The organism is Cobetia sp. BL01, assembly GCF_056493605.1.
The window spans coordinates 224,875-249,668 of the sequence record NZ_JBVBEE010000003.1; the positions used below are offsets into that span (position 1 = coordinate 224,875).

Genomic DNA, 24,794 nt, shown 5'->3' on the forward strand with positions numbered 1-24,794 from the left:
GAGGCCAGATCTCAAGAAGTCTCAGTGTAACAAGCCGCGACTCAGCGGCGCAGACCGCCACGGGCGCTACGCCAGATCAGCGAGACCAGATAGGCGATCCCCGCCACCAGTACGATGGTGGCACCGGCAGGCAGATCGAACTGCCAGGAAAGCGCCAGACCACCGGTGGTGAAGGCCATGGCCGCCAGACTCGCGATCACGATCATCATGCCCAGTGAGCGCGCATGATGGCCGGCCAGCGCGGCTGGCAGTGACAGCAATGCCAGCACCATGATCAGCCCGACGGCCTGTAGCAACAGCACCACGGTGATGGCGACCAGTACCAGCAACAGCAGATAGAGCGTCTTGACCGGCACTCCTCGCAGGCGAGCGAACTCTTCATCGAAGATCACGGCCGTCAGAGGACGGTGCACGACCAGCAGCACCAGTGCCAGCCCACTCACCATCCAGGCCAGGGTGCCGATGGCGTCTGCGGGCACCAGCAGCAGATTTCCGAACAGATAGCTCATCAGATCGACCTTGTAGCCCGGTGTCTGACTGATGAAGAGGATGCCGGTGGCCATGCCGATGGCCCACAGCGCACCGATGACGGTGTCTTCCTGATCAAACCCCTTGAGGCTGATATAGCCGATCAGCAATGCCGCGAGGATGGCACTGATGAACGCACCGACGAGCGGGCTGGCCCCCATGAAGTAGGCGATCCCCATGCCGGCAAGCACCGTGTGGGCGATGCCGCCTGCCAGATAGCCGATGCGGCGTACCACGACATAGGGGCCGACCAGGCCCGCCGCGAGGCTTGCCAACAGGCCGGCGAAGAGGGCGTTCTGAAGAAAGTCCTGGCTGCCCAGGGCGGTGATGAAATTCATGTGTTGTAAGCCTAGAGCGCGGGGCAGGCGCCGTGAAAGAAATGAAACCCGCCAGGCAGCCTGTCACGGGCCGCCGTATCAATGATGGTGATGAATCATCTGGACGTGTTCGCCGTAGAGCCGCTCGATCGATTCGGCGGTCAGCGTCTCGGTGTCATGGACGATCATCTTGCGGTTGAGACAGGCCACCCGATCGACATAATCACTGATGAAGCCGAGATCATGACTGATCACCACCACGCTCATGCGATTGGCCAGCCGATTGAACAGCTCGAACAATGAACGCTCACCATCGCTGTCGACGCTCGCGGTGGGCTCATCCAGCAACAGCAATTGCGGCTCGGCCGCCAGTGCCCGGGCTATCAGGACACGCTGCAGCTGACCGCCGGAGAGGGCATCGATATGCCGACGGCGCAGATGACCGATACCGACTTCCTCCAGCACCGCACCGATCGCCTCACGATCCGCGCGTGGCCAGGGGCCCCATTGACGCTTGCGTCCCTGGCGTCCCATCAGCACGACGTCTTCCACGCGGATCGGAAAGCGCTTCACGAAATTGGCGAACTGTGGCACATAGCCGATATGGCGTGCGGCAGATTGGGGAGTGCGCCCCAGCACGCGGACACACCCAGCTGCCGGCTTGTGAAGGCCAAGCACCAGCTTGAGCAAGGTGCTCTTGCCGCCTCCATTGGGGCCGATCAGCCCCACGATCTCGCGGGCGCCGACCTGGAAGTCGACATCGTCGAGAATGACCTGCTCACCATAGCGAAAGGTCACGCCGCGAATATCGATGGCATCCGGCGCATCCGCCGGTACCGGGCGAAATACCGGACCGACACTGCGCCCGGTGGCTGGTGCATCCGGATGGCTGTCCGGGCGCCGGCGCGCGCCGGAGATGGGGCTGGCCATGACGAGAGGTACCTCTTTGCAACGCAGACGGGCGCGTGAGCGCCCGTCTGACTTTTTTATGGGGCAGAGCATTGTGCAAGATCATGCCGCATGCGCAATACCTGGCCAGAAATTACTGACTGTCGGTCCGCTCGAAGCCTGCTTTCAGTGCTTCGGTGGCACGCTTGAGATTCTCGAGATAGTCCTCGGCCAACGGGTCCAGCACGGCGACTTCGGCATCCAGCGAGCTGGCGATGCGCTTGGCGGCCGTCTGGGAGAATTGTCCCGAGACGAAGATGGTGCCGATGTTCTCATCCTTGGCACGTGTGACCAGAGTGGCCATCTCGCGTGGTGTAGGCTCACGACCACTGACTTCAATGGCATGCTGCGCGAGTGAGTAGCGATCCGCGAAGTAGCCGAAGCTGGGGTGGAAGATCAGGAAGTTGCGACCCTTGTAAGGTGCCAGCGCCTGCGCGATCTGCGTGTCCAGCGTATTCAGGGTCTTGAGCAGCCGCTGCTCATTGGCATCGATTTCACCGGCATGTTCAGGCAGCTGGGCTTCCAATACCTTGGCAGTGCGCTCGACGACGGTCTGCATTCGCTGCGGATCCAGCCAGAGATGAGGGTCGGCTTCGCCGAGGTCTTCATGCTCATCATGGCCCGCGTGCTCGTCATGGCCTGAGCCGTGATCATGATGATGAGCGTCTTCACTGCCGAAATGGCGCGTGTTGAGACCCTCTTCCAGATGCACGACCTGCATCTCGGCATTGTTCTTCTCGAGACGCGGCAACCAGACCTGCTCGAAGGGTACGCCGATGGCGAGATAGAGGGGAACCGTCGACAACTCGGCCACCTGGCGAGGGGTCGGATCATAGGTGTGCGGGCTGTTGCCCGGTTTGACCAGCGTCGTGATCTCGACATGATCCCCGGCCAGCTGATCGACCATCCACTCGATAGGCGGCACGCTGACGGCGACATGCAGTGGCGCACTGTCTTCGGCTTGCGCGTTGGGGGCCGCCAGAATGGCAAGCGCACCCAGCACGCTCAACGGCAGGCTACGCGCAGCCCGCGAACCCAGCGTGCGCTGGATCCGGGACAGCAGCTTTTCGCAGAACACTTGGCGAGAGGCCAGGGGAGAGCCCGCATGCATACTCATGACACCACTTCCTTCTGATAGTGATCACGGCATGATGCGGGCAAGGCGTGCCGAAGATCGACACGCCAGGACCGCCATCAGCCGCGGTTGAACGAGAGACGCTGGCCGTTGGCCACCGGGTTGACGGTCTTGCCGTCATAGGCTTTCACGCCATTGACGAAGGTCGCATCGATGCGTGCCTTGAAGGTCACGCCATCGAAGGGGCTCCAGCCACACTTGTAGAGCACGTTGTCACGGGTGACGCTGGTCTCGCCATTCAGGTCGACCAGCACGAGATCCGCGAACGCACCTTCACGGATATAGCCGCGATCGACGATGGAGAAGCGATCCGCGACGTTGTGGCTGGTCTTCTGCACCAGGGTTTCCAGGTCATAGATGCCGTCCTGAACCTGATCCAGCAGTGACAGCAGGGCATGCTGCACCAGCGGCAGACCGGAAGGCGCCTTGAAGTAGGGGTTCTGCTTCTCTTCCCAGGTATGCGGCGCGTGGTCAGTGGCAATGATGTCGATGCGACCATCCATCACGGCGGCACGCAGGGCGGCACGGTCTTCGGCGGTCTTCACGGCCGGGTTGCACTTGATCAGGCTGCCACGCGTGTCGTAATCGGCATCGCTGAACCACAGGTGATGCGCGCAGACCTCGGCGGTGATCTGCTTGCCAGCCATCGGGCCCGGCTTGAACAGCGCCATCTCTTCAGCGGTGGTCAGGTGCAGGACATGCAGCTGGGTGCCGTTGCGAGTGGCCAGGTCGATCGCCAGGCGTGAGCTCTTGATGCAGGCCTCGCGAGAGCGGATCAGACCGTGCTCGGAGAAGGGCACGTCTTCCCCGAAACGCTCACGCCAGCGCGCCTCGTTCTCCAGAATCATCGGAGTGTCTTCGCAATGCGTGACGATGGGCGTCGGAGCATGCTTGAAGATACCTTCGAGAATCTCCGGATCATCTACCAGCATGTTGCCGGTCGAGGCACCCATGAAGATCTTGATGCCGCAGGTCTGATTCGGATCCAGCGTCTTGATCGCTTCCAGGTTGTCGTTGCTGGCACCCAGATAGAAGGCGTGGTTGGCATGCGCACGACCCGCCGCGACGGCGAACTTGGCTTCCAGCGCATCGCTGTCCAGGGTGGCCGGCTTGACGTTGGGCATGTCGAAGAAGGTCGTGATGCCCCCGGCGACGGCGGCGGCCGACTCGGTGGCGATATTGCCCTTGGCGGTCAGGCCGGGCTCACGGAAATGCACCTGATCATCAATCATGCCCGGCAGCAGATGGCGGCCGGCAGCATCGATCACTTCACGCGCGTCCAGATGTGAGAGATCACTGCCGATGGCATGGATACGCCCGTCCTTGATGCCCACATCCAGAGTGGAAATGGTGCCTTCATTGACGACCTGTGCCTGCGAAATGCGGATGTCCAGCATGTGACGTCCTCCGTGGGAAGCAAATGTTATATCGTATCAAAAGCGCTCGCAAGCGCCATTCACTGAGCGGTTTCTACCATGTCAGCGACCTGAGAGGCGCATTTCTGGCAACGCCCTTCACTGAGCGGTTTCTACCATGTCAGCGACCTGAGAGGCGCATTTCTGGCAACGCCCCTCAAGTTCGACAGTCTGGCGTTCGATCGAGAAACCATGGCGATCTGCACTGGCGAGAAGGCGAGTGCCAAGATCATCGTCGTGCATCTCCTCGACTCTCCCGCAACCACGGCAGATCAACAGCTGGAAACCGTGCTGATGCTCGGGACAGTGGCAGGCAAGGAAGGCATTGAGCGATTCGATGCGATGGACGAGGCCTTGTTCGATCAGGAAATCCAGCGCGCGATAGATCGTAGGCGGGCGGGCGGCACCGTGTTCCTTGGCAAGCTGATCCAAAAGGTCGTATGCCTTGAGTGCGCCATGACTGTTGGCGATCAATTCCAGCACACGTCGCCGGATCGGGGTGAAACGCACGCCACGCTTCAGGCATTGGCGTTCAGCCTGGTCGATCAGCGAAAGTTGCTCGGGCATGAAGAATCCTGGGTGTCGGGAATTCTGAGGATCGAGAATCCGGGATGACGAGAGGCCAGTGACACGTTGAGAGTGAATCAGATCAGCGTGTTACCTCAATGAACAGACTCTTATTCTAGGGCATTTGGGCGGTCTCGGGCCATATGCAGACTCAGGCTTGTCAGATAGCGGCAAGGTAGAGTGTTGTCACTGCACAGCAAAGGCATGTTATAACATAACAATAACGAGCGTGATTTCCCTCTTGCCTACCCACCGAGGCGCTTACCATGCACTCGATCACCCCGATCACTCCGATCACTTCTCATGACACACCATCGGCTTACCGGCCTGCGAAGGGCGGCAGGTTGACCCAGTCAGCTGTCACGGCGAGCGGTTCGAAAGATTCGGCAACACCACACTGGCACATCGGCGAGCAGGCGCTGGATCTCGGGGAGATCTTTCGCCCGGAGGTGACGCTGGCCGTGATGCAGCGCCGCATCGATGCGGCATTGAAAATGGCGGTCAAGGCTCAGTCCTCGGGTGCCTACCCGCTGCGCATGCGCTGGCGCGGGCCTATCAATGACCTGCGTGAGGCGCTGGAGCGCTACCTACCCGCACCGGATGCCGGGGCTGCGCTGATAGAGGATATCTATGTGCTGGGAGAGGCCATCGGCGAGCTGTTCGACGTGCAGGATATCGGCATGCGGCTGGAAATGACCCAGAGCGCCATGTGCCCACGCTTTCATGTGGATCGCATTCCGGCCCGGTTGGTGACGACCTATGAGGGCCCCGGAACGCAATGGTTGCCGGAGCAGGCCGCCGATCGCCTGGCTCTGGGGCATGGCGTTGTCGGACACCGGGACATCTGTCGGGACCCGGAACAGATCCGGGAGCTGCGCCCGGGGAGCCTGGCCTTGCTCAAGGGAGAATGCTGGCCCGGCAATGAGGGGCATGGTCTGATCCATCGCTCGCCAGTCGTGCCGACCGGTAGCCGCCTGATGCTGAGCATGGACCCCGGTTGAGGGTCTCGTCCCGCGAACGCAAACGCCCCGTGACACTCGCGTGTCACGGGGCGTTGTTCTCTGCGGTCACGCCATCATTCAGGAATGGGGGCCATTCCGACGTTGGCCACGTCTTCCTTGCTGCGCGCGAAGTGCTTTCGGGCGAAGGCTACCCGTTCCGCGACAGGCACGCCATCGGGTTGACGCTCGATCAGCTCGAGACGCTTGCGCAGTCCTTCGCCATTGGCCATCTGGATGGCGAGGCCCGGTCGGGCATTGAGCTCGAGCAGCATCGGGCCATGGCGCCGGTCAAGCACCATGTCCGTGCCCAGATAGCCCAGTCCCGTCATCTCGTAACACCCCGAGGCCAGTTCGAGCAGGGTGTCCCACTGGGGCACCTTGAGCGAGAAGATGTCATGTCCTGTATCGGGGTGGGCGAACTGCGGGCGATCGTACTGCACGCCGCGCACGGCCCAGCCTGACCCGATATCCAGCCCGACACCGACCGCCCCCTGGTGGAGGTTGGCCTTGCCATCCGAGGCTGCCGTCGACAGGCGCATCATCGCCATCACGGGATAGCCCTTGAAGACGATGACCCGAATGTCGGGAACGCCTTCATAGGTGAACTCGGCGAAGGCCTGATCGAAGGAAATCAAGCCTTCGACCAGCGCCACATCCGGTGATCCGCCCAGCGAATAAAGTCCTGACAGGATGTTGGAGACGTGGCGCTCCATGTCGGCACGCGTGATGCGCGCGCCGCTGGGCTTCACATACTCTTCGCCATCATGGTGCTCGATGACGAGGATCCCCTTGCCGCCAGAGCCCTTGGCCGGCTTGATCACGAAACCTGCGTGATCGCGCACCATGTCGACGACCCGCTCGACCTCGAACTGGCTGGCGACCTTGCCGATCATCTCCGGCGAGGCCAGACCGTACTTCTGACACAGCAGCTTGGTCTGCAGCTTGTCATCCACCAGCGGGTAGAGGCGACGGTCGTTGTACTTCGAGATATAGCCGATGTTGCGGCGATTCATGCCGACAACCCCCCGGGCGCGCAGGGCGCCCGGTGTGGTCCAGTTGCGCGACCAGCGATTCATCCATGACGCGAGCATCTCAATCCTCCGTCAGCGGCTTGAAGCGACGCAATTCCAGCAGACGATAGCCGGTGTAATTGCCCAGCAGCAGGATGAAGGCCATCAGCACGAGCTGCAGACCCAGGAAGTTGAAGGTCAGGTGGCGCACCCACGGATTGTTCATTGCCAGATAGGCCAGCACGGCGGTCAGAAGGCTACCGCCACCTTGCTTGAGGACTTCCTTGGGGCCTTCCTCTTCCCAGAGGATCGACATGCGCTCGACGGTCCAGGACAGGATGATCATCGGGAAGAAAGTGATGGTCAGGCCGGCATTGAGTCCGAAGCGATAGGCGAGTACCGAGAAGATCGAGATGATCGCGATCACCGTGATGATCACCACCGAGACCCTGGCGACAAGCAACAGGTTGAGCCGCGAAAGGTAGCTGCGGATCACGAGCCCGGTGGCGACGATGAGCAGGAAACCGATCAAGCCGGTGATCAGGCTGGTCTGGATGAAGGCGAGGGCGATCAATACCGGCATGAAGGTACCGGAAGTCTTCAGGCCCACGAGCACCCGCAGCAGCACGACGACCAGTGCGCCGATCGGGATCAGCAGAATGGTCTTGAACAGGGCCTGCTCTTCCAGCGGCAGCGAGTGGATCGAGAAGTTGAGCAGCTCGTCATTGGCCAGCTTGTTGCGAACCGCGACGGCGGCCGGTTCGTTGTGGCGAATCATCGAGAAGCTGACGCGGGAATTGACGCCACCTTCCACTTCCAGCATCGGGGCACCGCGGCCTTCCCACAGCAGCAGGTTGTCAGGCTCACCTTGCTTGCCGGTCTCGGGGTTGATAAGCACCCAGTCAGTGTTGAGCTTCTCACCCTCGGGGGAGTCGATCTCGACAGCCTGATTGCTGTCAGGTGTCTCGGCGAAGACCTGCAGCCAGGAGCTCACGTTCTGGCGACGGCGTCCGTCTTCCAGGCTCAAGCCACTGACCAGACGTGCGCTCACGCCCGCTTCATTGAGCAGACGCAGCATCAGCACCGGACGCTGGAACTGGGTCAGCAGCAGACGCGCGTTCTCACCCTGACGCTGATTGTCGAACTGCTTGATCAATTCACGGGCGAAGGTGAAGGAGTCGGCGCTGCGGGTGCGCGCCTGCTCGATCACCTGAGCGGCAGCCGTATCATAGGGACGTTCCCAGGACACTTCCTGAGGCGCCGGCAGGCGCTTGATGGCAGCAGGCGTCGCATTGTCGGACTCCAGCATGGTCACGGTGTAATACAGCAGCTGGGAGCCAGCGGCCTCACGGATCGACCATTCAGCACGACGGCCCGGCAGATCATCCAGATACGACAACCCGAAGCCGGAGGAGGCCGTGTTCTCGGTCAGGACGCTATAGCCTTTCTGATTTTCCGGAAGCGCCAGCGACGCCTTGACCGGACCGCCCGTTGCCGTGAAGGCGACCTGGGCCTCGATATCCCAGACTTTCTGTTGTGCACCCGGCACCCAGGGCACATCGAAGGAAATATGGCGGTAGGCGGTCAGGCCCACGCCAATCAGCATCAGCAGGCCGACCAGCAGGTAAAAGGAGAAACGCGACATGGGAGTCCTTGAGTATTATGCAGTCACAGGGTCTGGCACCCGGCCAGACCCTGTCAGTGGAGATGTTCGAGATCCGTGAACGTCAGGTGAGGGCGAGGGTCAGTCGCGATTTCCTTCATTCGGGTCCTGATCCTTGGCAGCGGCGGTGCTGGGAGCGCTGCCCGGGAATTCCGGACGCGGATTGATGAAGGTGCGGCTGACATCGACGGCTGCGATATCCATCATGAAACGACGGCCCAACAGCACCGGGTACGTCAGATCACGACGATCATTCAGGGTGAATTCGACACGCTGCTTGATGTCGCCAAGCGTCATCAACATGCTGACCACAGGACGATCTTCCCGGCCTGACGCCTGCACGATGGTCACGGTACGGCTGACCTTGGCTTCTACCCACTTGTCGCGCACCTCGGGAACGAAGTATTTGGCATCCTCGCGAAGCGCCAGCTTGAACTTGACCCACTTGTCGCCATCACGTTCGAACTCGGTGATGTCACGCGCCGACAATGAGGACGTGTTCGCGCCGGTATCGATGCGCGCCTTGAAATAGCTGCCGATGTCCGGAAAGCCGACCCACTCGACACGTCCGAGCAGCGTCTTGTCCATGATCGGGTTTTCAGAGGCGGTCTTGCAGGCCTGAACCACCTGCGGAGCTGCCGGCTGTTCCATTTCGGCATGCATGCGGCGCAGTTGGCTGCCGACTTCCCGCATGTCGCGGCGCAATGAGCGGTTCAGTTCGCGCTGCTCGACAAGCTGTTGTTGCTGGACGTCGCATTGCCCGGCGATCTGGCTCTCCAGGGCATCGATGCGTTGCGAGAAGGCCTCCGGGGTCAAGACCGGCTTGGGGGGCTGAGGTTGCGCCGGAACACAACCTGCCATGACGATGACGCTGGACAATGACACGGGCAGCAGCAGCTTGCGGATCAGCATGATAAAGAGGGTTCCTGTTCAGCCTTGCTGACGATCTCGTCTTCACGAGTTCGCCTTGCATGATTCTTGTTCATCCATCTCGCACCGTACTTGCACGAGTGGATGATGGGAGGGAGCCCGGCCACCTTCAGTCGTCGTCTTCGCAGCGATCGCTGAAGGTGTGGCAAAGGGCGATGATACGTAGGCCGGATAGTCGCTGTCCATGATTCGCCACCCACGGCTGGTGCGCCCGGGAACGGCTTCCGTCAATGCGTTGCCATTCACGGACAATCATTCAATCCAGCGTGATGCGAAGCGCTCATGACGCCTCTTGCCGTCGATTTCATCGCTCGACAGGCAAGAATGTCGCTCGTTGGGGACGTGCCTGTCCCAGCCGAGTTGACGTCTCCGGCTACCATACTTTGGCACTTATTTCATGGACTTGCACATTTCTCGCATCGTGAGTGCACCTTGTGGTGGGTGTCACAAGTCATCGAATGATCGGCGGGAGCACTGGAGACCTCAGTGGCGAAGTCTGTTCTCAACGGGCTGGTCGTGACATAAGGGCAGAAGAAGACCAATCACTGACGTCAGCTGACGACAGGCAGACATGCTGCTGAACATTTCAGGACATCAGGCACTCGAGTTGTGGTTCAGCATGGCGGGTATCGGTCATGCACAGCCGAACACATGACAGGCAGCATGATCGTCAGGGCGGGTCCTGTGAGACGTGAGTCTGGGCTTCTCGAATACTAGATTTAACATAATATATATTATACGAGCTTATAGAATGTCGACATCACGCCTGCGCTGACGATCCACTGCAAGCGTCGAGACACATCCAAATTGCTATTTGTAGAATCACTGCATAGTATCAGTACAAGTTTCCTTGTCGAGAATGTCGATGATTCGCTCCCGCTTGCGCTCCCTCGGTCTGATCACCCTGCTGGCCTCCTCAGCAAGTCTGTTGATGGCTTGCAGCAGTCCCTCAATCGATACCTATGCCGGTTCCGGACCCGAGTTCAGAATCGACGAGTACTTCCTCGGGCACACACGAGGCTGGGGAATGGTTCAGGATCGTTCCGGTGAAGTGACTCGACGCTTCGTAGTGGACCTACAGGGCACCAGGCAGGATGGACGATTGACCCTCGACGAGAACTTTCGCTACAGCGATGGCGAGACGCAGCATCGACAATGGACCTTCGTCCCGACGGGTGACCGTCAGTGGCGCGGCACGGCAGCTGACGTGACCGGAGAAGCCACGGCAGCCAGCAATGGCCATGCCTTTCGCATGCAATATGTCCTACAGGTTCCCATCGATGGCAGTGTCTGGGAGTTCAACATGGATGACTGGATGTATCTGCAACCAGACGGACGCGTGTTGAATCGCACCTCGATGCGCAAACTGGGCATCGAGCTTGCCACCATCACCCTCGCCTTTCAGCGCTGCCCTTGTGTGAGCGGCCGCTAGAGGCGCTTGTTCAAGGACGAATGTGTCTCGGCAAGCCACTGGGCATAGCTATCTTCCGGGAGCGCAGGTTGCCCGAAGGCATCGCTCTGAACCTGATCGAACCCGAGAGACTCAAGCTCCGATAGTTGCTGAACTCGCTTGCTACCTACCGCGATGGGCACCAGTCCCAGCGTTTTCATCGCACAGGTCCATGCCTTGATCAAACGAGTCTGATCCGGCTCATGCTGCTGAGGTGCCATGAAGCGTGGGTGCAGCTTGACGGCCACCGCCGGCATCCGGCTCAACAGACGCAGGTTGGCATTTTCCCGGCCAAACCGATCAATGCAGAAGGAGACTCCGTCACGGGTCAACGAGGTCATTGCCGCAATCATTGCCTCTGGTGTCTCCGCGAAGCGTTCGCAGCCCGTGAGATCCAGGCGCAGATGCTCCCCCTTGAGGCGGTTAAGTCGCAGGATGCGCCTCAATGTCTCGGCGTATTCACTGTCAATCAGGCGCTTCGCCGAGAGATTCAGTGATACCGGCACTCCGAGAGACTCCGTGGAGCGCTGCGACTGCCAACGACTGACCATGGCGCACGTCTGGCGCAACACCCAGGTATCCAGTTCTTCGCCAAGGCCTGCGCGCTCAGCCATGCGCAACATCTGGTTCGCGGTGACCCAGCGCCCTTGAATCTGCCAACGCAGCAGCATCTCCATGCCGCACACCTTTCTCGTCCGGACATCCAGGATCGGCTGCGCATGCAGGCTGAGCTCATTGTCTCGCAAGGCCCGGGCGAAGCGATCGCCCAATGCGATGGCAAGGGTGACATTGCTGCTGAGATCGGCGACCTGAAGATTCTGCTGACACGGTGCCCAATGAGCCGCACTGGCAAGTTCCTCCTCGAGAAGTTCGACAAGCTCATGGGCCGTGGTCCCCTCGGGCGTAAAGGTGGCCGTTGCGACCAGGAGTTTGGGCCTCAGAGCACTGGAAAGATGCATCAGCCAAGGCTGAGTGATGAAACGTTGCCAACGCATGCCGCTGACAGACTGCCGCTGAGGCAGCAGGATGATCAGGGTATCGCTGCACAGACGACCCTTGATGACGTCTTCATCATCGAAGCTTTCATTGATCTGGCTGGACAGTGACTGCATCGCTTCCTGGAGGAAGACCTCGCCCTGATGGTGACGCCAGTGTTCTGCCTCCGACACCTTGAGCATGATGGCCTGGTAGCTTTCACTCCCTCGGCTTTCCATCCAATGGGCAAATGTCTGAAGATAACGACGCCGTGTGCTGTAGCCGGTAATGGGGTCAATGCTGGCCTGAAGCGTGGCACGCGTTCGTTCCGTCAGGAGGCTGTCGCGCTGGACCAGCTCGTTTTCGACCAGCGTGGCACAGCGCCCCAGCCTTTCGAGTTGTGGCGCACTCAGCTCACGTGGTGTGTGATCGATGAGGCACAAGGTGCCCAATGGCAATCCTGAACTGTCTCGCAGCAAGGCGCCGGCATAGAATCGGAGATATGGCGGGCCGGTGACCAGGGGATTGTCATGGAAGCGTTCATCCTTGCTCGCGTCGTTGACGACGAGGTAGCGCTCTTCATGGAGAGCGTGGGCGCAGAAGGCTAGGTCACGCCCCGTTTCACGTGCATCGATACCGCAGTGGGCCTTGAACCATTGGCGATTCTCGTCCACCAGTGACACGAGACAGATGGGGACATCGAAGATATCCGCGACTAGGCGCGTCAGGTCGTCATAACGCTTTTCATGCTCACTATCCAGTACGTGAAGCGCGTGGAGGCTATCGATTCGCTCCTGTTCGCGAGGATGAGGGGCTGCTGGCATGAACCCGGGACGCCCACCTGCCGCAATGGCGGGTGGGCTGACAGACGCGTTGTGTGGGGGGATGGCCATTGGCGAGAATCTCATCTGAGTGACACGGACACCATTCAGCTTAACGTTGCCTGCTTCGCGAAGGGAGACTGAGAGTCTCTGGTCAATTAAACGGTAAACTTTCGAATATTCGTGATGCAATATGGAGCCGCGCGCCCTTCTGCCCTGCTCCCACATACCACGAAGCCCCCGCAGCTTGGCTGCGGGGGCTTCGTGTGGTCAGGCCATGAATCTCGCGGATCGTGACGCGGATTCAGGCTTCGGCAGGTGCGTAGGAGCCATCTTCACGGTGGACTTCCTTGCCGGTCAGACCCGGTGTGAAGACACATGCCAGATGCATGGTCTTGGTAGCACGCAGCAGGTGGTCGTCATGTTCATTGAGGATATAGACGTCACCCGGCTTGATCGGCCAGACCTTGCCATCCGCCAGTGTCTCCACCTCGCCCTCACCTTCCATGCAATACACGACTTCATAGTGGTGCTTGTAGTGGATATGGGTCTCGGTACCTTCGAAGATACGGGTGATATGGAAGGAGCACTTGCCACCATCTTCGTCGAGCAGCAGACGAGTGCTGTCCCAGTTGCCGTTCTCGGCCTTGACCAGACGATCCGTCTTGCGGGCTTCCTCGAGATTGCGAACGATCATCAACTTCTCCTCATTTGGGCGCTGTCATGACTCGACAGCTGACAGATGGCGATTCCCGCAGTGACATGAAGGCAATGGCGCTTGAACACGAAAGAGCCACGGCGCAGAACGATAAGCGCCTTCTTCGGTGACAGGTGACAAGGGCCAGGAATCGCATGAGATGACCCGCGCCATCGCGGGCCAAAGAAGAACGGGCGCCGATCACGTGACCAGCGCCCGATACCGCAGAGACTCAGCGCAGGACGGCCGCCGCATTTTCCTCGATGATGTCGAGGGCTTCCAGCAGGTCTTCATCACGGATGGTCAGCGGACACAGGCATTTGACGACCTGCCCGGAGTGACCGCTGGTCTCGATGATCAGGCCCTGCTCGAAACAGCGTGAGGTGATGGCATCTGCCAGTTCACCTGACGCCACATCGATACCGCGCATCAAGCCACGACCTTTCTCGTGCGCCGCGAAGCCGTTTTCACGCGCCTTGGCGGCAATCTTCTGGAAGCGCTCCTCGACGATACGGCCCTTGCGCTGGATGTCGCGCTCGAACTTATTGTCGCTCCAGAAGTGACGCAGTGCAGCGGCGCCGGTCACGAAGGCCAGTGCATGGCCACGGAAGGTGCCGTTGTACTGACTCGGCTTCCACTCATCCAGCTCCGGACGCATCATCACCATCGCGAACGGCACGCCAGAGGCCGACAGTGACTTGGAGTTGCAGACGATGTCCGGAATGATGTCGGCATGCTCGAAACTGAAGAACTTGCCGGTACGACCACAGCCCGCCTGGATATCGTCGATGATCAGCAGGATCTTATGCTCCTTGCACAGGGCATCCAGACGCTGCAGCCATTCGATGGAGGCCGGGTTGATGCCACCCTCGCCTTGTACGGTCTCGACCAGTACGGCTGCCGGGCGGTCCAGACCACTGGAGGAGTCCTTCAGCAGCTTGTCGAGATACGCGACGGTGTCCACACCCTCGCCCATGTAGCCATCATAGGGCACGAACTGTGCGCCCTGGGCTGGCAGACCCGCTGCATCTCGGAACTTGGCGTTGCCTGTCGTGGCCAGAGCACCCATGGTCACACCATGGAAACCATTGGTGAACGACACGATGTTGTGACGGCCAGAGACCTTGCGCGCCAGACGGATGGCCGCTTCGACGGCATTGGTACCGGTCGGCCCCGGGAAGTGGACTTTGTAGTCCAGACCACGCGGCTTGAGGATCACTTCTTCTAGGGCTTCCAGGAAGTCGCGCTTGGCGGAAGTCCACATGTCGAGACCGTGGATGATGCCATCGCTGCTGATGTAATCGATCAATGCCTTCTTGAGCACCGGGTGGTTGTGCCCGTAGTTGAGCACGCCCGCGCCGGCCAGGAAATCGATGTAGCGCTTGCCATCCTCGGTGAACAGGTGGGCATTCTGCGCCTTGGTGAAGACGGTCGGGAAAGAACGAGAATAAGTGCGTACCTCGGATTCCATCTGTTCGAGTATCTGCGTATTCATGCTGTCACCTCCCTGGTGATGGATGGCCATGCTCGGCGCGATGAAAGCGCTGGCGGCCATACCAGAATGTAAAGACGATTCAACGAATGACACTGACCCGCTTGCACATGATGACTTGGGGGTCGACAAGTGATGTCACGACTTTCCTGTCATGAACATCCAGCGGGTGAGACGTGATTCTCCTCGAGGTCCGACACGAGAATCGTGACGCCGCCTCACCCGAGACTTCTCCATAGCGTCTTGAGACACCATGGCTGGCTCAAATATCGCTCGGCAGGAACGGACCGATACGTACCAGGTTCTCCGCGAGGTGCACGCCGCCCAACTGATCCGAGGAGAAATACTCACGCGAATGCAGGGGGACCTGCCAGCGCTCGGACAGTCGAGTGAAGAGTGCCCAGGACGCTTCATTGTCAGGTGTAATGGTGGTCTCGAGGTGGCGCACATGGGCCATCTCCGGGCGCTTCATCACGGCCTCGATCAGACGACGTGCCAGGCCAGTCCCACGGGCTTTCTCACCGACGGCGATCTGCCACAGGAAGAAGGTCTGCGGGGCATCATTGCGGGTGTAGCCCGAGACGAAGCCGACCACCTCACCCTCTTCATCCGTTGCCACGGCGCAACTGTCACGGAATTGGGTTGCCAGCAGAACGTACGAATACCCTGAATTGAGGTCCAGCGGCGGGCATGCCTTGACCAGCTCATAGATGCCCCAGCCGTCATCAGTGGTCGGCTGACGGATGAACAGCGGCGTCGTGGCGCGGTTGATCACGGCATCATGGGTGTGGTGGGCAAGGCCCTGAATCGTGGAAGTCATTGTCATGGTTTTCATAGATTATTTCGCAGTTGGCGAATTCGCTATAAACCATAACAAACCGTTATGAGTCTTGCAAACCATAGTTTATTTGCGAAGCGCTCATACATAACGGGAAATTATCGTTTATCACCTCATCGCATGAGCCGCTCCACGGGGCAATCGCCACGCCTCCGCCCACCGCGCAGACGCCAGTCATGCCATGCCCCCTGTCCCCCATCCCCTATCGCCGTGCCTGAGTGCAGTACGCATCGCTGTCAGCAGAACGACATATGGCGCCCGCAGGCGCCATATGGAGAAGAAAGGGTATGAAGAGATGCCGTCGCGGCAGGCATCGTGAAGACGTCATATACGGTCTCTGACGATGTCAGCAGATCCCCATCGCACGTGCCCGAGCGACAGGTCAGCGTTTCACGGCTGTCGAGGAAGCGGCTCGCCTGGAGGAGGTCGCCACGATCTGCCCGAGTTCATCGTGGCGACTGAACTGGATGGCGCAGTTGCGGCCTTCATTCTTGGCAGCATATAGCGCCATATCGGCATTGTGAGTCAGCGCTTCACGTTGATTGCCGTGTTGCGGCGCGATCGCGATACCGATGCTGCACCCCACTTCCAGCTTGTGGTCTTCATAGAGGAAAGGCTTGCCCAATGAGTCGATGATGCGCTGTGCCAGCTGGGCAAGTTCACCATGGCGCCCCAGATTTGCCTGGATGTCGGCATTGTGGACCAGTACCACGAATTCATCGCCGCCCAGACGTGCGACGAAGTCGTCCTTGCGCACCACCTAGTTGAGCCTTTCCGCGATCACCTTGAGGGCGACGTCACCAGCCGCGTGACCATAGGTGTCGTTGATGGGCTTGAACTTGTCGATGTCCAGCATCAGACAGGCCATCTGACCGCCCTCTTCATTGACATCAGCCAGCCACTGCTCGCTTCTCTCATAGAAATGCTGACGATTGGGCAGCCCTGTCAGGGAATCATGCATTGCCAGCTGAGTGATGCGTTTCTTGTAGTTGTTGCTCTCGATGATGTTGTACTTGAACTTCTGCAACGCACGCGCCATCTGGCCGACTTCATTGGTGTGCTGAGTACTGTCGATCACCACGCTGACATCATCATTGGCCAGAGTGTTCATCGTCTGCGTGAGGCGGCGAATCGGCTTGAGCACATAGCGAGCGAACAGCCACATGGAAAGCCCGATCAGCACCACGATCATCGCCAGCGCCAGGCCATTGACCACCGGGGCCACCGTGGCTAGCAGCTTGAGCGTCTTGCCGACCGCGGCAGAGGTGGCCCCGATCCGCATGCGGGTTTCATGATCCAGCACCCCCAGTGCGTCAAGCGCTGGCGCATCATTGACCTTGACCCGTTGATCGATCTCACGCGGTGAAAGGTCTGCCTGCTCATCATGCAGCTGGTTGACCTTGTTCAAGCGGTCACTATAGGACTGAATGACATCGGCGATATCGCGGATGGCACGTTGCTCGGCGGTGTTCATGCCCAGCTGACGATAAGCCGCTAGGGTGGCGCGAAGCGATTCGATGTCCTGCGCCGCCTGCTGACCATAAATGGCGTCACTGCGCAGCACGTAATTCTTGAAGTGGTGGATCATCTCGCCGTAGCCGAGATCACGGCGCAGGTTGGCCACCAGGCGAGCCTTGCCCATGCCGTTCTCGAGCGGATTGTCATTGTCACGTAGCTCCACGATTGAGATACGGCGCAGGGTATCCAGCCCCGAGACAGCCTGGAAATCGTCGATCTGAACCACCTTGTCGATATCGGCACTCGAACTCCCCTGCTCGATCATCGTGCGTATTCTGGGCACCATCAGCTCATAGCGATTGATAGTGGCACGCAGACCCGCCACCGCCTGCTCCTCCCTCTGAGACAGTCCAAGGCTCTGGTAACGACTCAGAGCGCTACGAGCGGCACCTATCTCGTTCTGCACCTCGCCGATCAGCTCGAGGTCCTGACGCAGCACGAGATTCTTGAAGTCATGCACCATGCCGCCATAGCCCAGGGCCTTGGTCAGCTGACCTTCCAGGCGCGGTTTGTCGGAGCGCGCCTGCTGATATTCCTGCCAATCGCGTTGCAGGTCGGACACGTTGCGGGTAATAAAAGCCAACACGACCAGCAACACCAGCCCTGCCAGTGCGGAGAGTCCGCAGATGATGATGTTGATGGTGCGAAAGCGCATGTTGGCCAGGGTCATGTATGGCGGTCTCTTCACTGGTGGATACGGTCATCGGACAAGCCGTCATGAGGCGTCAGCGTAGGCGCCATCTGCAGCATTCATCTTCAAAATACCAGAAATCCTAATACTCGGATGTATTACGCGAGGTCATTCCCGGCAGCAGCCTCCTAATGAAAAGATCCCCCACCGCAACGCGATGGAGGATCTTCATCTGATCAAGCTGGACGGGATGTCGCAGGCGCACGCTATCGACAGGCGCCTTGAGGCATCACGTCAATGAATCAGTTGTAATAGGCATTGCTTGTATCAGTGTGATCGGTCACGTCACGAATGCCGGCGAGCTCGGGGATGCGTTCCAGAAGCGTCTTCTCCACGCCATCCTTGAGCGTCAGGTCAACGGCCGAGCACCCCTGGCACCCGCCGCCGAACTGAAGCACGGCAACCTGGTCGTCGGTCAGCTGCATCAGCTTGATCTCACCACCGTGTGCCGCCAGGCCCGGATTGATCTCGCTGTAGAGGATGTAATTGATGCGATCTTCCAGCGGGCTGTCCGCATTGACCTTGGGCATCTTGGCATTCGGTGCCTTGATGGTGAGCTGGCCGCCCATGCGATCCGCATTGAAGTCGACCGTCGCCTCTTCCAGGAACGGAACGCTGTGGGTGTCGAGATAGACCTTCAGCTTCGGAAGATCCAGAATCTCGTCGGTCGGCTCTTCTTCTCCCGGGCGGCAGTAGGCAAGACACGTCTCGGCATACGGAGTGCCCGGCTGGGTGATGAAGATGCGCACGCCGATACCTTCAACGTTCTGCTTATCGAGCAGCTCGGCAAGATACTCTTGGGCGCTATCGGTAATCTGGATGCTCTCACTCATGGCGCAGAGACTCTCTTGATGTCAGGTGACTAATGGCTCCATGTTAAGGAAATCCTGCTGCACTCGCAATCCTGAGCAAATCACTCGGGTTTGGTGTCATGGCCGCGGCCACTCCCGGGTGGGCTTTCCTAAAGCACTCATGTTGCGCATGAATCATGCTCATCGTGACGATTCTGCGGTCTGATACGATAGCCACATCTGGCAAGGCGAGGATGCCGCGAGCGGATCCTTCACCAGAGCCTCCCAATAGCAATGAGTTCGCGCCTGTGGCGTGTGGCTTGCCTGGCAAAGTCCTTGCTTGGCAAACAGAATCACACGTCCGGGAAACAACGCGACAAGTCACGTACGCTGGAGTCCGTCATGGCGCAAGCCCACCCCCCTGTTCCCTATTCCCTGCCCCTGTCTGACGCGCTGAGACAGGCGCTGCAGGAGCGTATCTTGATCCTCGATGGTGGCATGGGCACCATGTTGCAGAGCTATGGACTGGAAGAGCAAGACTTCCGTGGTGAACGCTTCGCCGACTGGCCCAGTGATATCAAGGGCAACAACGACCTGCTGGCCCTGACACGCCCGGATATCGTCGAAGCGATCCACCGCGCCTATTTCGAGGCCGGCGCCGACATCGTCGAGACCAACACCTTCAATGCGACCCAGTTGTCGCAGTCCGATTACGGCATGCAGGCGTTGGTGTACGAGATCAATCTCGAATCGGCGCGTCTGGCGCGCAAGGCAGCCGATGACGTGGCCGCCGAGACCGGCATCCCGCGCTTCGTCGCCGGGGTGCTCGGCCCGACCAGCCGCACCTGCTCCATCTCCCCCGACGTGAACGACCCCGCCAAGCGCAACGTCACCTTCGATATCCTGCGCGACAACTATCGCGAAGCTGCGCTGGCGCTCTTCGAGGGCGGCGCGGACCTGATCCTGATCGAGACCATCTTCGACACGCTCAATGCCAAGGCGGCTATCTATGCCTTGGAGGAGCTGTACGACGAAGGTCACCCGCGCCTGCCGGTGATGATCTCCGGCACCATCACCGATGCCTCGGGACGCACGCTGTCCGGCCAGACCACCGAAGCCTTCTGGAACTCGGTACGCCACGCTCGCCCGCTGAGCATCGGCCTAAACTGTGCTCTCGGTGCCGAGGAGCTGCGCCCCTATCTGCGTGAGCTGTCCGAGAAGGCCGATACCTTTGTCTCCGCGCATCCCAACGCCGGCCTGCCCAATGAATTCGGCGAGTACGACCAGACCCCGGACGAGATGGCCGAGATCATCCGAACCTTCGCCGCGGAGGGTCTGCTCAACATCATCGGTGGCTGTTGTGGCTCCACGCCGGAACATATTCGTGCGATCAAGGGTGTGGTGGATCAATGCGCGCCCCGCAAGGTGCCCGAGACCGCCAGAGCTTGCCGCCTGTCGGGGCTTGAGCCCTTCAACATCCAGCCGGACTCGTTGTTCGTCAATGTCGGTGAGCGTACCAACGTCACTGGCTCCGCGCGCTTCCGTCGCCTGATCAAGGAGGAGGATTACACCACCGCGCTGGAAGTCGCCCTCGAGCAGGTCGAGAGCGGCGCGCAGGTCATCGACGTCAATATGGATGAAGGCATGCTGGAGTCACAGGAGGCCATGGTGCGCTTCCTGAACCTGATCGCCTCGGAGCCGGACATCTCGCGGGTGCCGATCATGGTCGACTCCTCCAAGTGGGACATCATCGAGGCGGGGCTCAAGTGCATCCAAGGCAAGGCGGTGGTCAATTCCATCTCGCTCAAGGAAGGCGAGGAAAGCTTCCAACACCAAGCGCAGATCTGTCGACGCCATGGCGCGGCCGTGGTGGTCATGGCATTCGATGATGTCGGACAGGCCGACACCTATGAGCGCAAGATCGAGATCTGCGAGCGAGCCTACCGATTGCTGGTCGAAGATATCGGCTTCCCGGCCGAGGACATCATCTTTGACCCCAACATCTTCGCCATCGCCACCGGCATCGAGGAGCACAACAACTACGGCGTCGATTTCATTGAGGCCACGCGCTGGATTCATGCCAACCTGCCGCATGCGATGATCTCCGGCGGCGTCTCCAACGTGTCCTTCTCGTTTCGCGGCAACAACCCGGTGCGTGAAGCGATCCACTCGGTATTCCTCTATCACGCCATCCAGGCGGGTTTGAGCATGGGCATCGTCAATGCCGGCCAGCTGGCGCTCTACGATGATCTACCCGATGAGTTGCGTGAGGCCGTCGAGGATGTGGTGCTCAATCGTCGTGATGACAGTACCGAGCGTCTGCTCGACATTGCCGACAAGTACAAGGGTGATGGCAGTACTGGCGAGAAGAAGGAAGATCTCGAGTGGCGCAGCTGGCCAATCAACAAGCGTATCGAGCACGCGCTGGTCAAGGGCATCACCTCGCATATCGAGGAAGATACCGAAGAGGCGCGGGTCCAGGCGGCGCGCCCCATCGAGGTCATTGAAGGCCCCTTGATGGATGGCATGAATGTCGTCGGTGATCTGTTCGGTGCGGGCAAGATGTTCCTGCCCCAGGTGGTGAAGTCCGCGCGGGTCATGAAACAGGCGGTTGCCCACCTGATCCCATTCATCGAGGCAGAAAAATCCGGAGACACCCAGGCCAAGGGCAAGATCGTCATGGCCACCGTCAAGGGCGATGTCCACGATATCGGCAAGAACATCGTCGGCGTGGTGCTTCAATGCAACAACTATGAGGTGATCGATCTGGGCGTGATGGTGCCGGCGGAGAAGATCCTGCAGACCGCCATCGACGAGAAGGCCGATATCATCGGGCTTTCGGGCCTGATCACACCATCACTGGACGAGATGGTTAGCGTCGCCAGGGAAATGCAGCGCCGGGGCATGCAGTTGCCGTTGCTGATCGGGGGCGCCACCACCTCCAAGGCGCATACGGCGGTCAAGATCGAGCCGCAGTATGAGCATCCTGTCATCTATGTCACCGATGCGTCGCGCGCCGTGGGCGTGGCGTCTCGTCTGCTGTCCCCCGAGCTCAAGCCCGACTTCGTCGATCAGGTGCGCAGCGAGTATGCCGTGGTGCGTGAGCGCAATGCCAAACGACGCCCGAAGGCTGCGGACCTTGACTATGCCGAGGCGCGCAAGCGCCGCTTCCAGCCTGACTGGGAGAATTACACGCCGCCGGCGCCAAGTTTCACGGGCCTCAAGGTCTTCGATGGGTATGATCTCAACGAACTGGTCGAGCGTATCGACTGGACGCCCTTCTTCATGAGCTGGCAGCTGTCAGGCAAGTATCCGAAGATCCTGCAGGATGAGGTGGTCGGAGACGCCGCGCGTGCCCTGTTCGCCGATGCCAGAGAAATGCTGCGCAAGTTGATCGATGAGAAGGTGCTGACCGCACGTGGGGTCATCGGTTTCTGGCCAGCCAACTGTGTCGACGACGATACCCTGGAGGTCTATGCCGATGAGTCGCGTACTCACGTCATCGAGCACCTCCACCACATCCGTCAGCAGATGACCAAGAACCGCGACGGCGTCTGTCACAGCCTCTCCGATTTCATCGCTCCCCGAGACAGCGGCAAGCCGGACTGGATCGGTGGCTTCGCCGTCACCACCGGGCATGGGGCGGATGAATTGGCCAGACAGTACGAGGAGGCTGGCGATGACTACAACGCCATCATGGTCAAGGCGTTGGCGGATCGTCTCGCCGAAGCCTTTGCCGAGCGCCTGCACGAACGTGTCCGCAAGGAGTTCTGGGGATATGACGCTGAAGAAGTGCTCGACAACGAGGCACTGATCGCCGAGCGGTATCGGGGCATACGCCCGGCGCCAGGCTACCCGGCCTGCCCGGACCACACCGAGAAGGCCACGCTGTTCCGCATGCTCGAACCGGAGACGCATGCCGGCATGGTGCTGACCGAGAGCTTCGCCATGTGGCCGGCCGCCGCTGTTTCCGGCTGGTACTTCGCCCATCCTGAGTCGAAGTACTTCTCCACCGGCAAGATCACCCGGGACCAGGTGCTGTCATTGGCGGAGCGCAAGCGCATGCCACTCGCCGAAATGGAGCGCTGGTTGTCACCGGTACTGAGCTACGATCCGGACAACGCCAGCTAGATCAGGTCGTACGAAGACTTGCCAAGCCGGCAAACTTATCTCGCATGATCATGCAAAGGGCACCTGCCAGCGCAGGTGCCCTTTTGCGTGGGGCTGGTTGACTCAGCAGAGTCTCGGTCAGCGTCATGCACCGGATGCTGCCTGTGACACCTCACGCTATAATGGCCTCCTTTGTCCTTCCCTGCCCTCTGACCTGCGAGCCGTCTGTGTCCCTGTTCTGCGCATCCATCCCGTCTGTCCTGCCCTGCGCGGCGGCATCGTCTGAAGGTGACCCTGGAGATTGCCGGCGGCGGTATTCACCGGCGATGGGGCGTCCGTGATGTTGCCTGAACGCCAACGCAGCCTGAGAATTCTGAAGCTGGCACTGCCCATCATCGGTGGCATGCTGTCGCAGAGCCTTCTCAATCTGATCGATGCCGCCCTGGTAGGACAGCTTGGTGAGACGGCGCTGGCGGGAGTCGGGGTCGGGGGCTATGCCATGTTCATGGTCACGGCCTTGATATTCGGGCTGTCATCCGCCGTGCAGGCCCAGACCTCTCGACGGCTGGGAGAATCTGCCCCCGAACGTTGCGGCGAAGGGCTGAACGCCGGACTGATATTGGCATTGTCGGTGGGCATTCCCGTGATGTTGGCCTGCCATCACTGGGCAGACACCTTGCTTCGTCTGATCAATGACCAGCCTGAGGTCCACGCAACGGCCACCTCCTACTTCCAATGGCGCGTCGCCGGCATCGTGCCCGTCGCCATGGCATTCTGCTTCCGCGGATTCTGGAATGGACTTCAGCGCACCGGTATCTATCTGCGCATCATGTTGATCACCCAGCTGATCAATGTGGTGTTGAGCATCATCTTGATCCATGGACTCTATGGCGCCCCCAGGATGGGCGCCGATGGTGCAGGTGCCGGTACGACACTGTCCCTCTTCGTGGCATTGGGCCTGTGGGTGCAGGCGACCCTGGGAGAGCGCAGACAACATGGCGTACTGCATGCCTGGCCGCCACTGAGACACTACCTGACGCTGCTCAAGCTGGCGGTGCCCCACTCCTTCCAACAGCTGTGGTTTGCGGCGGGCTATGCCGTGTTGTTCTGGATTCTGGGCAGGATCGACGCGGCCAGCGTGGCAGTGGGTCATGTGCTGGTCAATCTCTCCCTGCTGCTCATTCTGCCCGGAGTCGGTCTGGGGCTGGCGGCCATGAGTCTGGTGGGCCAGGCATTGGGACGCGATCACCATGAAGATGCCCATCGTTGGGGATGGGATACGGTGCGCATCGCCCTGCCTTGCCTCATGCTGCTGGGATTGCCGCTCTGGGCGGCACCGGAAAGCGTGCTGGGCCTCTTCCTGCATCGCCCGGAGTTGATCGCGCTGGGCAAGCTCCCGTTACAGCTGACCGCCGTGATGATCATCATGGATTGTGCGGCCATCGTGCTGGCTCAGGCGTTGCTCGGGGCTGGTGCCAATCGCACGGTCATGACCGCCACCCTGGCCATCCAATGGCTGCTCTTCCTCCCGCTTGCCTGGTGGTTCGGGGTGCATCTGGAGGGTGGATTGCTGGCCATCTGGTGTACTCAGCTCGGGTATCGAATCTTCAACTCCCTTGTCTTCAGTGCCATCTGGCAACGCAGAGAGTGGCAGTTGCTGCGGCTCTGAGTCTCGCCCTCTTCCTTCATCAAAGGGCCGTGGTGGCCTTGTCCTGTCGACCTCGAGATCGCCACGGGGGGGGGGCATCACCGCCACGTGGGTTCCCTTTCATCTGGCATTGCCTCTGAATCGGTCTGGAGGACCGAAGCGTTGAAATCGGGTGATAGCGCACGGTTGTTGAGGCGTATGACATGCTGAGGTCTGGAGTATATTAGCCCTACTGTAAATTCTTGACAT

General features: G+C 60.0%; 17 protein-coding genes and 1 pseudogene. 4 read left to right on the top strand and 14 right to left on the bottom strand.

Annotated features, from left to right (window positions below):
* Positions 1 to 41 precede the first annotated feature (41 nt).
* The 5 genes from ACZYGA_RS07290 to ACZYGA_RS07310 form a co-directional block, all read right to left on the bottom strand.
* The gene (locus ACZYGA_RS07290; protein WP_404625553.1) at positions 42 to 866 is read right to left on the bottom strand and encodes a metal ABC transporter permease; all 825 of its coding nucleotides are present in this window, start codon (positions 864 to 866) and stop codon (positions 42 to 44) included.
* Positions 867 to 944: 78 nt separating this feature from the next.
* Positions 945 to 1,775 carry a metal ABC transporter ATP-binding protein gene (locus tag ACZYGA_RS07295; protein ID WP_404625555.1) on the bottom strand — a complete coding sequence of 277 codons (831 nt, stop codon included), beginning with the start codon at positions 1,773 to 1,775 and terminating at the stop codon, positions 945 to 947.
* 112 nt (positions 1,776 to 1,887) lie between these two features.
* Positions 1,888 to 2,910, bottom strand: coding sequence for a metal ABC transporter solute-binding protein, Zn/Mn family (locus tag ACZYGA_RS07300; protein ID WP_479398710.1), 1,023 nt, complete (start codon positions 2,908 to 2,910; stop codon positions 1,888 to 1,890).
* A 77-nt stretch (positions 2,911 to 2,987) separates the two neighbouring features.
* Complete coding sequence (locus ACZYGA_RS07305; protein ID WP_077376398.1) at positions 2,988 to 4,325, bottom strand: dihydroorotase; 1,338 nt, start codon at positions 4,323 to 4,325, stop codon at positions 2,988 to 2,990.
* Between the two features lie 117 nt (positions 4,326 to 4,442).
* Complete coding sequence (locus ACZYGA_RS07310; RefSeq protein ID WP_136937809.1) at positions 4,443 to 4,910, bottom strand: Fur family transcriptional regulator; 468 nt, start codon at positions 4,908 to 4,910, stop codon at positions 4,443 to 4,445.
* A gap of 344 nt (positions 4,911 to 5,254) precedes the next feature.
* On the opposite strand from ACZYGA_RS07310, the gene ACZYGA_RS07315 reads away from it, so the two are divergent.
* A complete protein-coding gene (locus ACZYGA_RS07315; protein WP_479398712.1) occupies positions 5,255 to 5,911 on the top strand; it encodes a DUF1826 domain-containing protein in 657 nt (218 codons plus the stop codon).
* A gap of 74 nt (positions 5,912 to 5,985) precedes the next feature.
* On the opposite strand, the gene ACZYGA_RS07320 is transcribed toward ACZYGA_RS07315, so the two are convergent.
* From ACZYGA_RS07320 to ACZYGA_RS07330, 3 genes are all read right to left on the bottom strand, one after another.
* Entirely contained in the window at positions 5,986 to 7,002 is a 1,017-nt protein-coding gene (locus ACZYGA_RS07320) for an alpha-L-glutamate ligase-like protein (RefSeq protein WP_240499519.1), read from the bottom strand.
* Between the two features lies 1 nt (position 7,003).
* Positions 7,004 to 8,566 (bottom strand): inactive transglutaminase family protein, encoded by a 1,563-nt coding sequence (locus ACZYGA_RS07325; protein WP_077376389.1) that lies wholly within the window; start codon positions 8,564 to 8,566, stop codon positions 7,004 to 7,006.
* 99 nt (positions 8,567 to 8,665) lie between these two features.
* Positions 8,666 to 9,496 carry an ATP-dependent zinc protease family protein gene (locus ACZYGA_RS07330; RefSeq protein WP_077376386.1) on the bottom strand — a complete coding sequence of 277 codons (831 nt, stop codon included), beginning with the start codon at positions 9,494 to 9,496 and terminating at the stop codon, positions 8,666 to 8,668.
* Between the two features lie 949 nt (positions 9,497 to 10,445).
* On the opposite strand from ACZYGA_RS07330, the gene ACZYGA_RS07335 reads away from it, so the two are divergent.
* Entirely contained in the window at positions 10,446 to 10,946 is a 501-nt protein-coding gene (locus tag ACZYGA_RS07335; RefSeq protein ID WP_479398899.1) for a DUF3833 domain-containing protein, read from the top strand.
* Here ACZYGA_RS07335 and ACZYGA_RS07340 read toward each other — a convergent pair.
* From ACZYGA_RS07340 to nfuA, 6 genes and pseudogenes are all read right to left on the bottom strand, one after another.
* On the bottom strand, positions 10,943 to 12,763 hold the full coding sequence (locus tag ACZYGA_RS07340; RefSeq protein ID WP_479398713.1) for an EAL domain-containing protein: 1,821 nt from the start codon (positions 12,761 to 12,763) through the stop codon (positions 10,943 to 10,945). The genes ACZYGA_RS07335 and ACZYGA_RS07340 overlap by 4 nt on opposite strands.
* A 301-nt stretch (positions 12,764 to 13,064) precedes the next feature.
* Positions 13,065 to 13,457, bottom strand: a complete 393-nt coding sequence (locus ACZYGA_RS07345) for an ectoine synthase (RefSeq protein ID WP_065392486.1) — start codon at positions 13,455 to 13,457, stop codon at positions 13,065 to 13,067.
* A gap of 232 nt (positions 13,458 to 13,689) precedes the next feature.
* Positions 13,690 to 14,952, bottom strand: a complete 1,263-nt coding sequence (gene ectB, locus ACZYGA_RS07350) for a diaminobutyrate--2-oxoglutarate transaminase (RefSeq protein WP_404625566.1) — start codon at positions 14,950 to 14,952, stop codon at positions 13,690 to 13,692.
* Positions 14,953 to 15,211: 259 nt separating this feature from the next.
* Positions 15,212 to 15,769, bottom strand: coding sequence for a diaminobutyrate acetyltransferase (gene ectA, locus ACZYGA_RS07355; RefSeq protein WP_077376377.1), 558 nt, complete (start codon positions 15,767 to 15,769; stop codon positions 15,212 to 15,214).
* Between the two features lie 400 nt (positions 15,770 to 16,169).
* A pseudogene (locus ACZYGA_RS07360) lies at positions 16,170 to 17,975 on the bottom strand (diguanylate cyclase domain-containing protein).
* Between the two features lie 263 nt (positions 17,976 to 18,238).
* The gene (gene nfuA / locus ACZYGA_RS07365) at positions 18,239 to 18,829 is read right to left on the bottom strand and encodes a Fe-S biogenesis protein NfuA (RefSeq protein WP_479398714.1); all 591 of its coding nucleotides are present in this window, start codon (positions 18,827 to 18,829) and stop codon (positions 18,239 to 18,241) included.
* A 360-nt stretch (positions 18,830 to 19,189) separates the two neighbouring features.
* On the opposite strand from nfuA, the gene metH reads away from it, so the two are divergent.
* Both metH and ACZYGA_RS07375 read left to right on the top strand, forming a co-directional pair.
* Complete coding sequence (metH, locus tag ACZYGA_RS07370; protein WP_479398716.1) at positions 19,190 to 22,918, top strand: methionine synthase; 3,729 nt, start codon at positions 19,190 to 19,192, stop codon at positions 22,916 to 22,918.
* A gap of 319 nt (positions 22,919 to 23,237) precedes the next feature.
* Positions 23,238 to 24,566, top strand: coding sequence for an MATE family efflux transporter (locus ACZYGA_RS07375; RefSeq protein ID WP_084209709.1), 1,329 nt, complete (start codon positions 23,238 to 23,240; stop codon positions 24,564 to 24,566).
* Positions 24,567 to 24,794 lie beyond the last annotated feature (228 nt).

Coding starts and splice junctions, on each gene's coding strand:
- ACZYGA_RS07290 (WP_404625553.1), bottom strand. CDS start 866: ATGAATTTCATCACCGCCCTGGGCAGCCAGGACTTTCTTCAGAACGCC.
- ACZYGA_RS07295 (WP_404625555.1), bottom strand. CDS start 1,775: ATGGCCAGCCCCATCTCCGGCGCGCGCCGGCGCCCGGACAGCCATCCG.
- ACZYGA_RS07345 (WP_065392486.1), bottom strand. CDS start 13,457: ATGATCGTTCGCAATCTCGAGGAAGCCCGCAAGACGGATCGTCTGGTC.
- ACZYGA_RS07310 (WP_136937809.1), bottom strand. CDS start 4,910: ATGCCCGAGCAACTTTCGCTGATCGACCAGGCTGAACGCCAATGCCTG.
- ACZYGA_RS07340 (WP_479398713.1), bottom strand. CDS start 12,763: ATGCCAGCAGCCCCTCATCCTCGCGAACAGGAGCGAATCGATAGCCTC.
- ACZYGA_RS07375 (WP_084209709.1), top strand. CDS start 23,238: ATGTTGCCTGAACGCCAACGCAGCCTGAGAATTCTGAAGCTGGCACTG.
- ectA (WP_077376377.1), bottom strand. CDS start 15,769: ATGACTTCCACGATTCAGGGCCTTGCCCACCACACCCATGATGCCGTG.
- metH (WP_479398716.1), top strand. CDS start 19,190: ATGGCGCAAGCCCACCCCCCTGTTCCCTATTCCCTGCCCCTGTCTGAC.
- ACZYGA_RS07300 (WP_479398710.1), bottom strand. CDS start 2,910: ATGAGTATGCATGCGGGCTCTCCCCTGGCCTCTCGCCAAGTGTTCTGC.
- ACZYGA_RS07330 (WP_077376386.1), bottom strand. CDS start 9,496: ATGCTGATCCGCAAGCTGCTGCTGCCCGTGTCATTGTCCAGCGTCATC.
- ACZYGA_RS07320 (WP_240499519.1), bottom strand. CDS start 7,002: ATGCTCGCGTCATGGATGAATCGCTGGTCGCGCAACTGGACCACACCG.
- ACZYGA_RS07335 (WP_479398899.1), top strand. CDS start 10,446: ATGGCTTGCAGCAGTCCCTCAATCGATACCTATGCCGGTTCCGGACCC.
- ACZYGA_RS07325 (WP_077376389.1), bottom strand. CDS start 8,566: ATGTCGCGTTTCTCCTTTTACCTGCTGGTCGGCCTGCTGATGCTGATT.
- ACZYGA_RS07305 (WP_077376398.1), bottom strand. CDS start 4,325: ATGCTGGACATCCGCATTTCGCAGGCACAGGTCGTCAATGAAGGCACC.
- nfuA (WP_479398714.1), bottom strand. CDS start 18,829: ATGAGTGAGAGCATCCAGATTACCGATAGCGCCCAAGAGTATCTTGCC.
- ectB (WP_404625566.1), bottom strand. CDS start 14,952: ATGAATACGCAGATACTCGAACAGATGGAATCCGAGGTACGCACTTAT.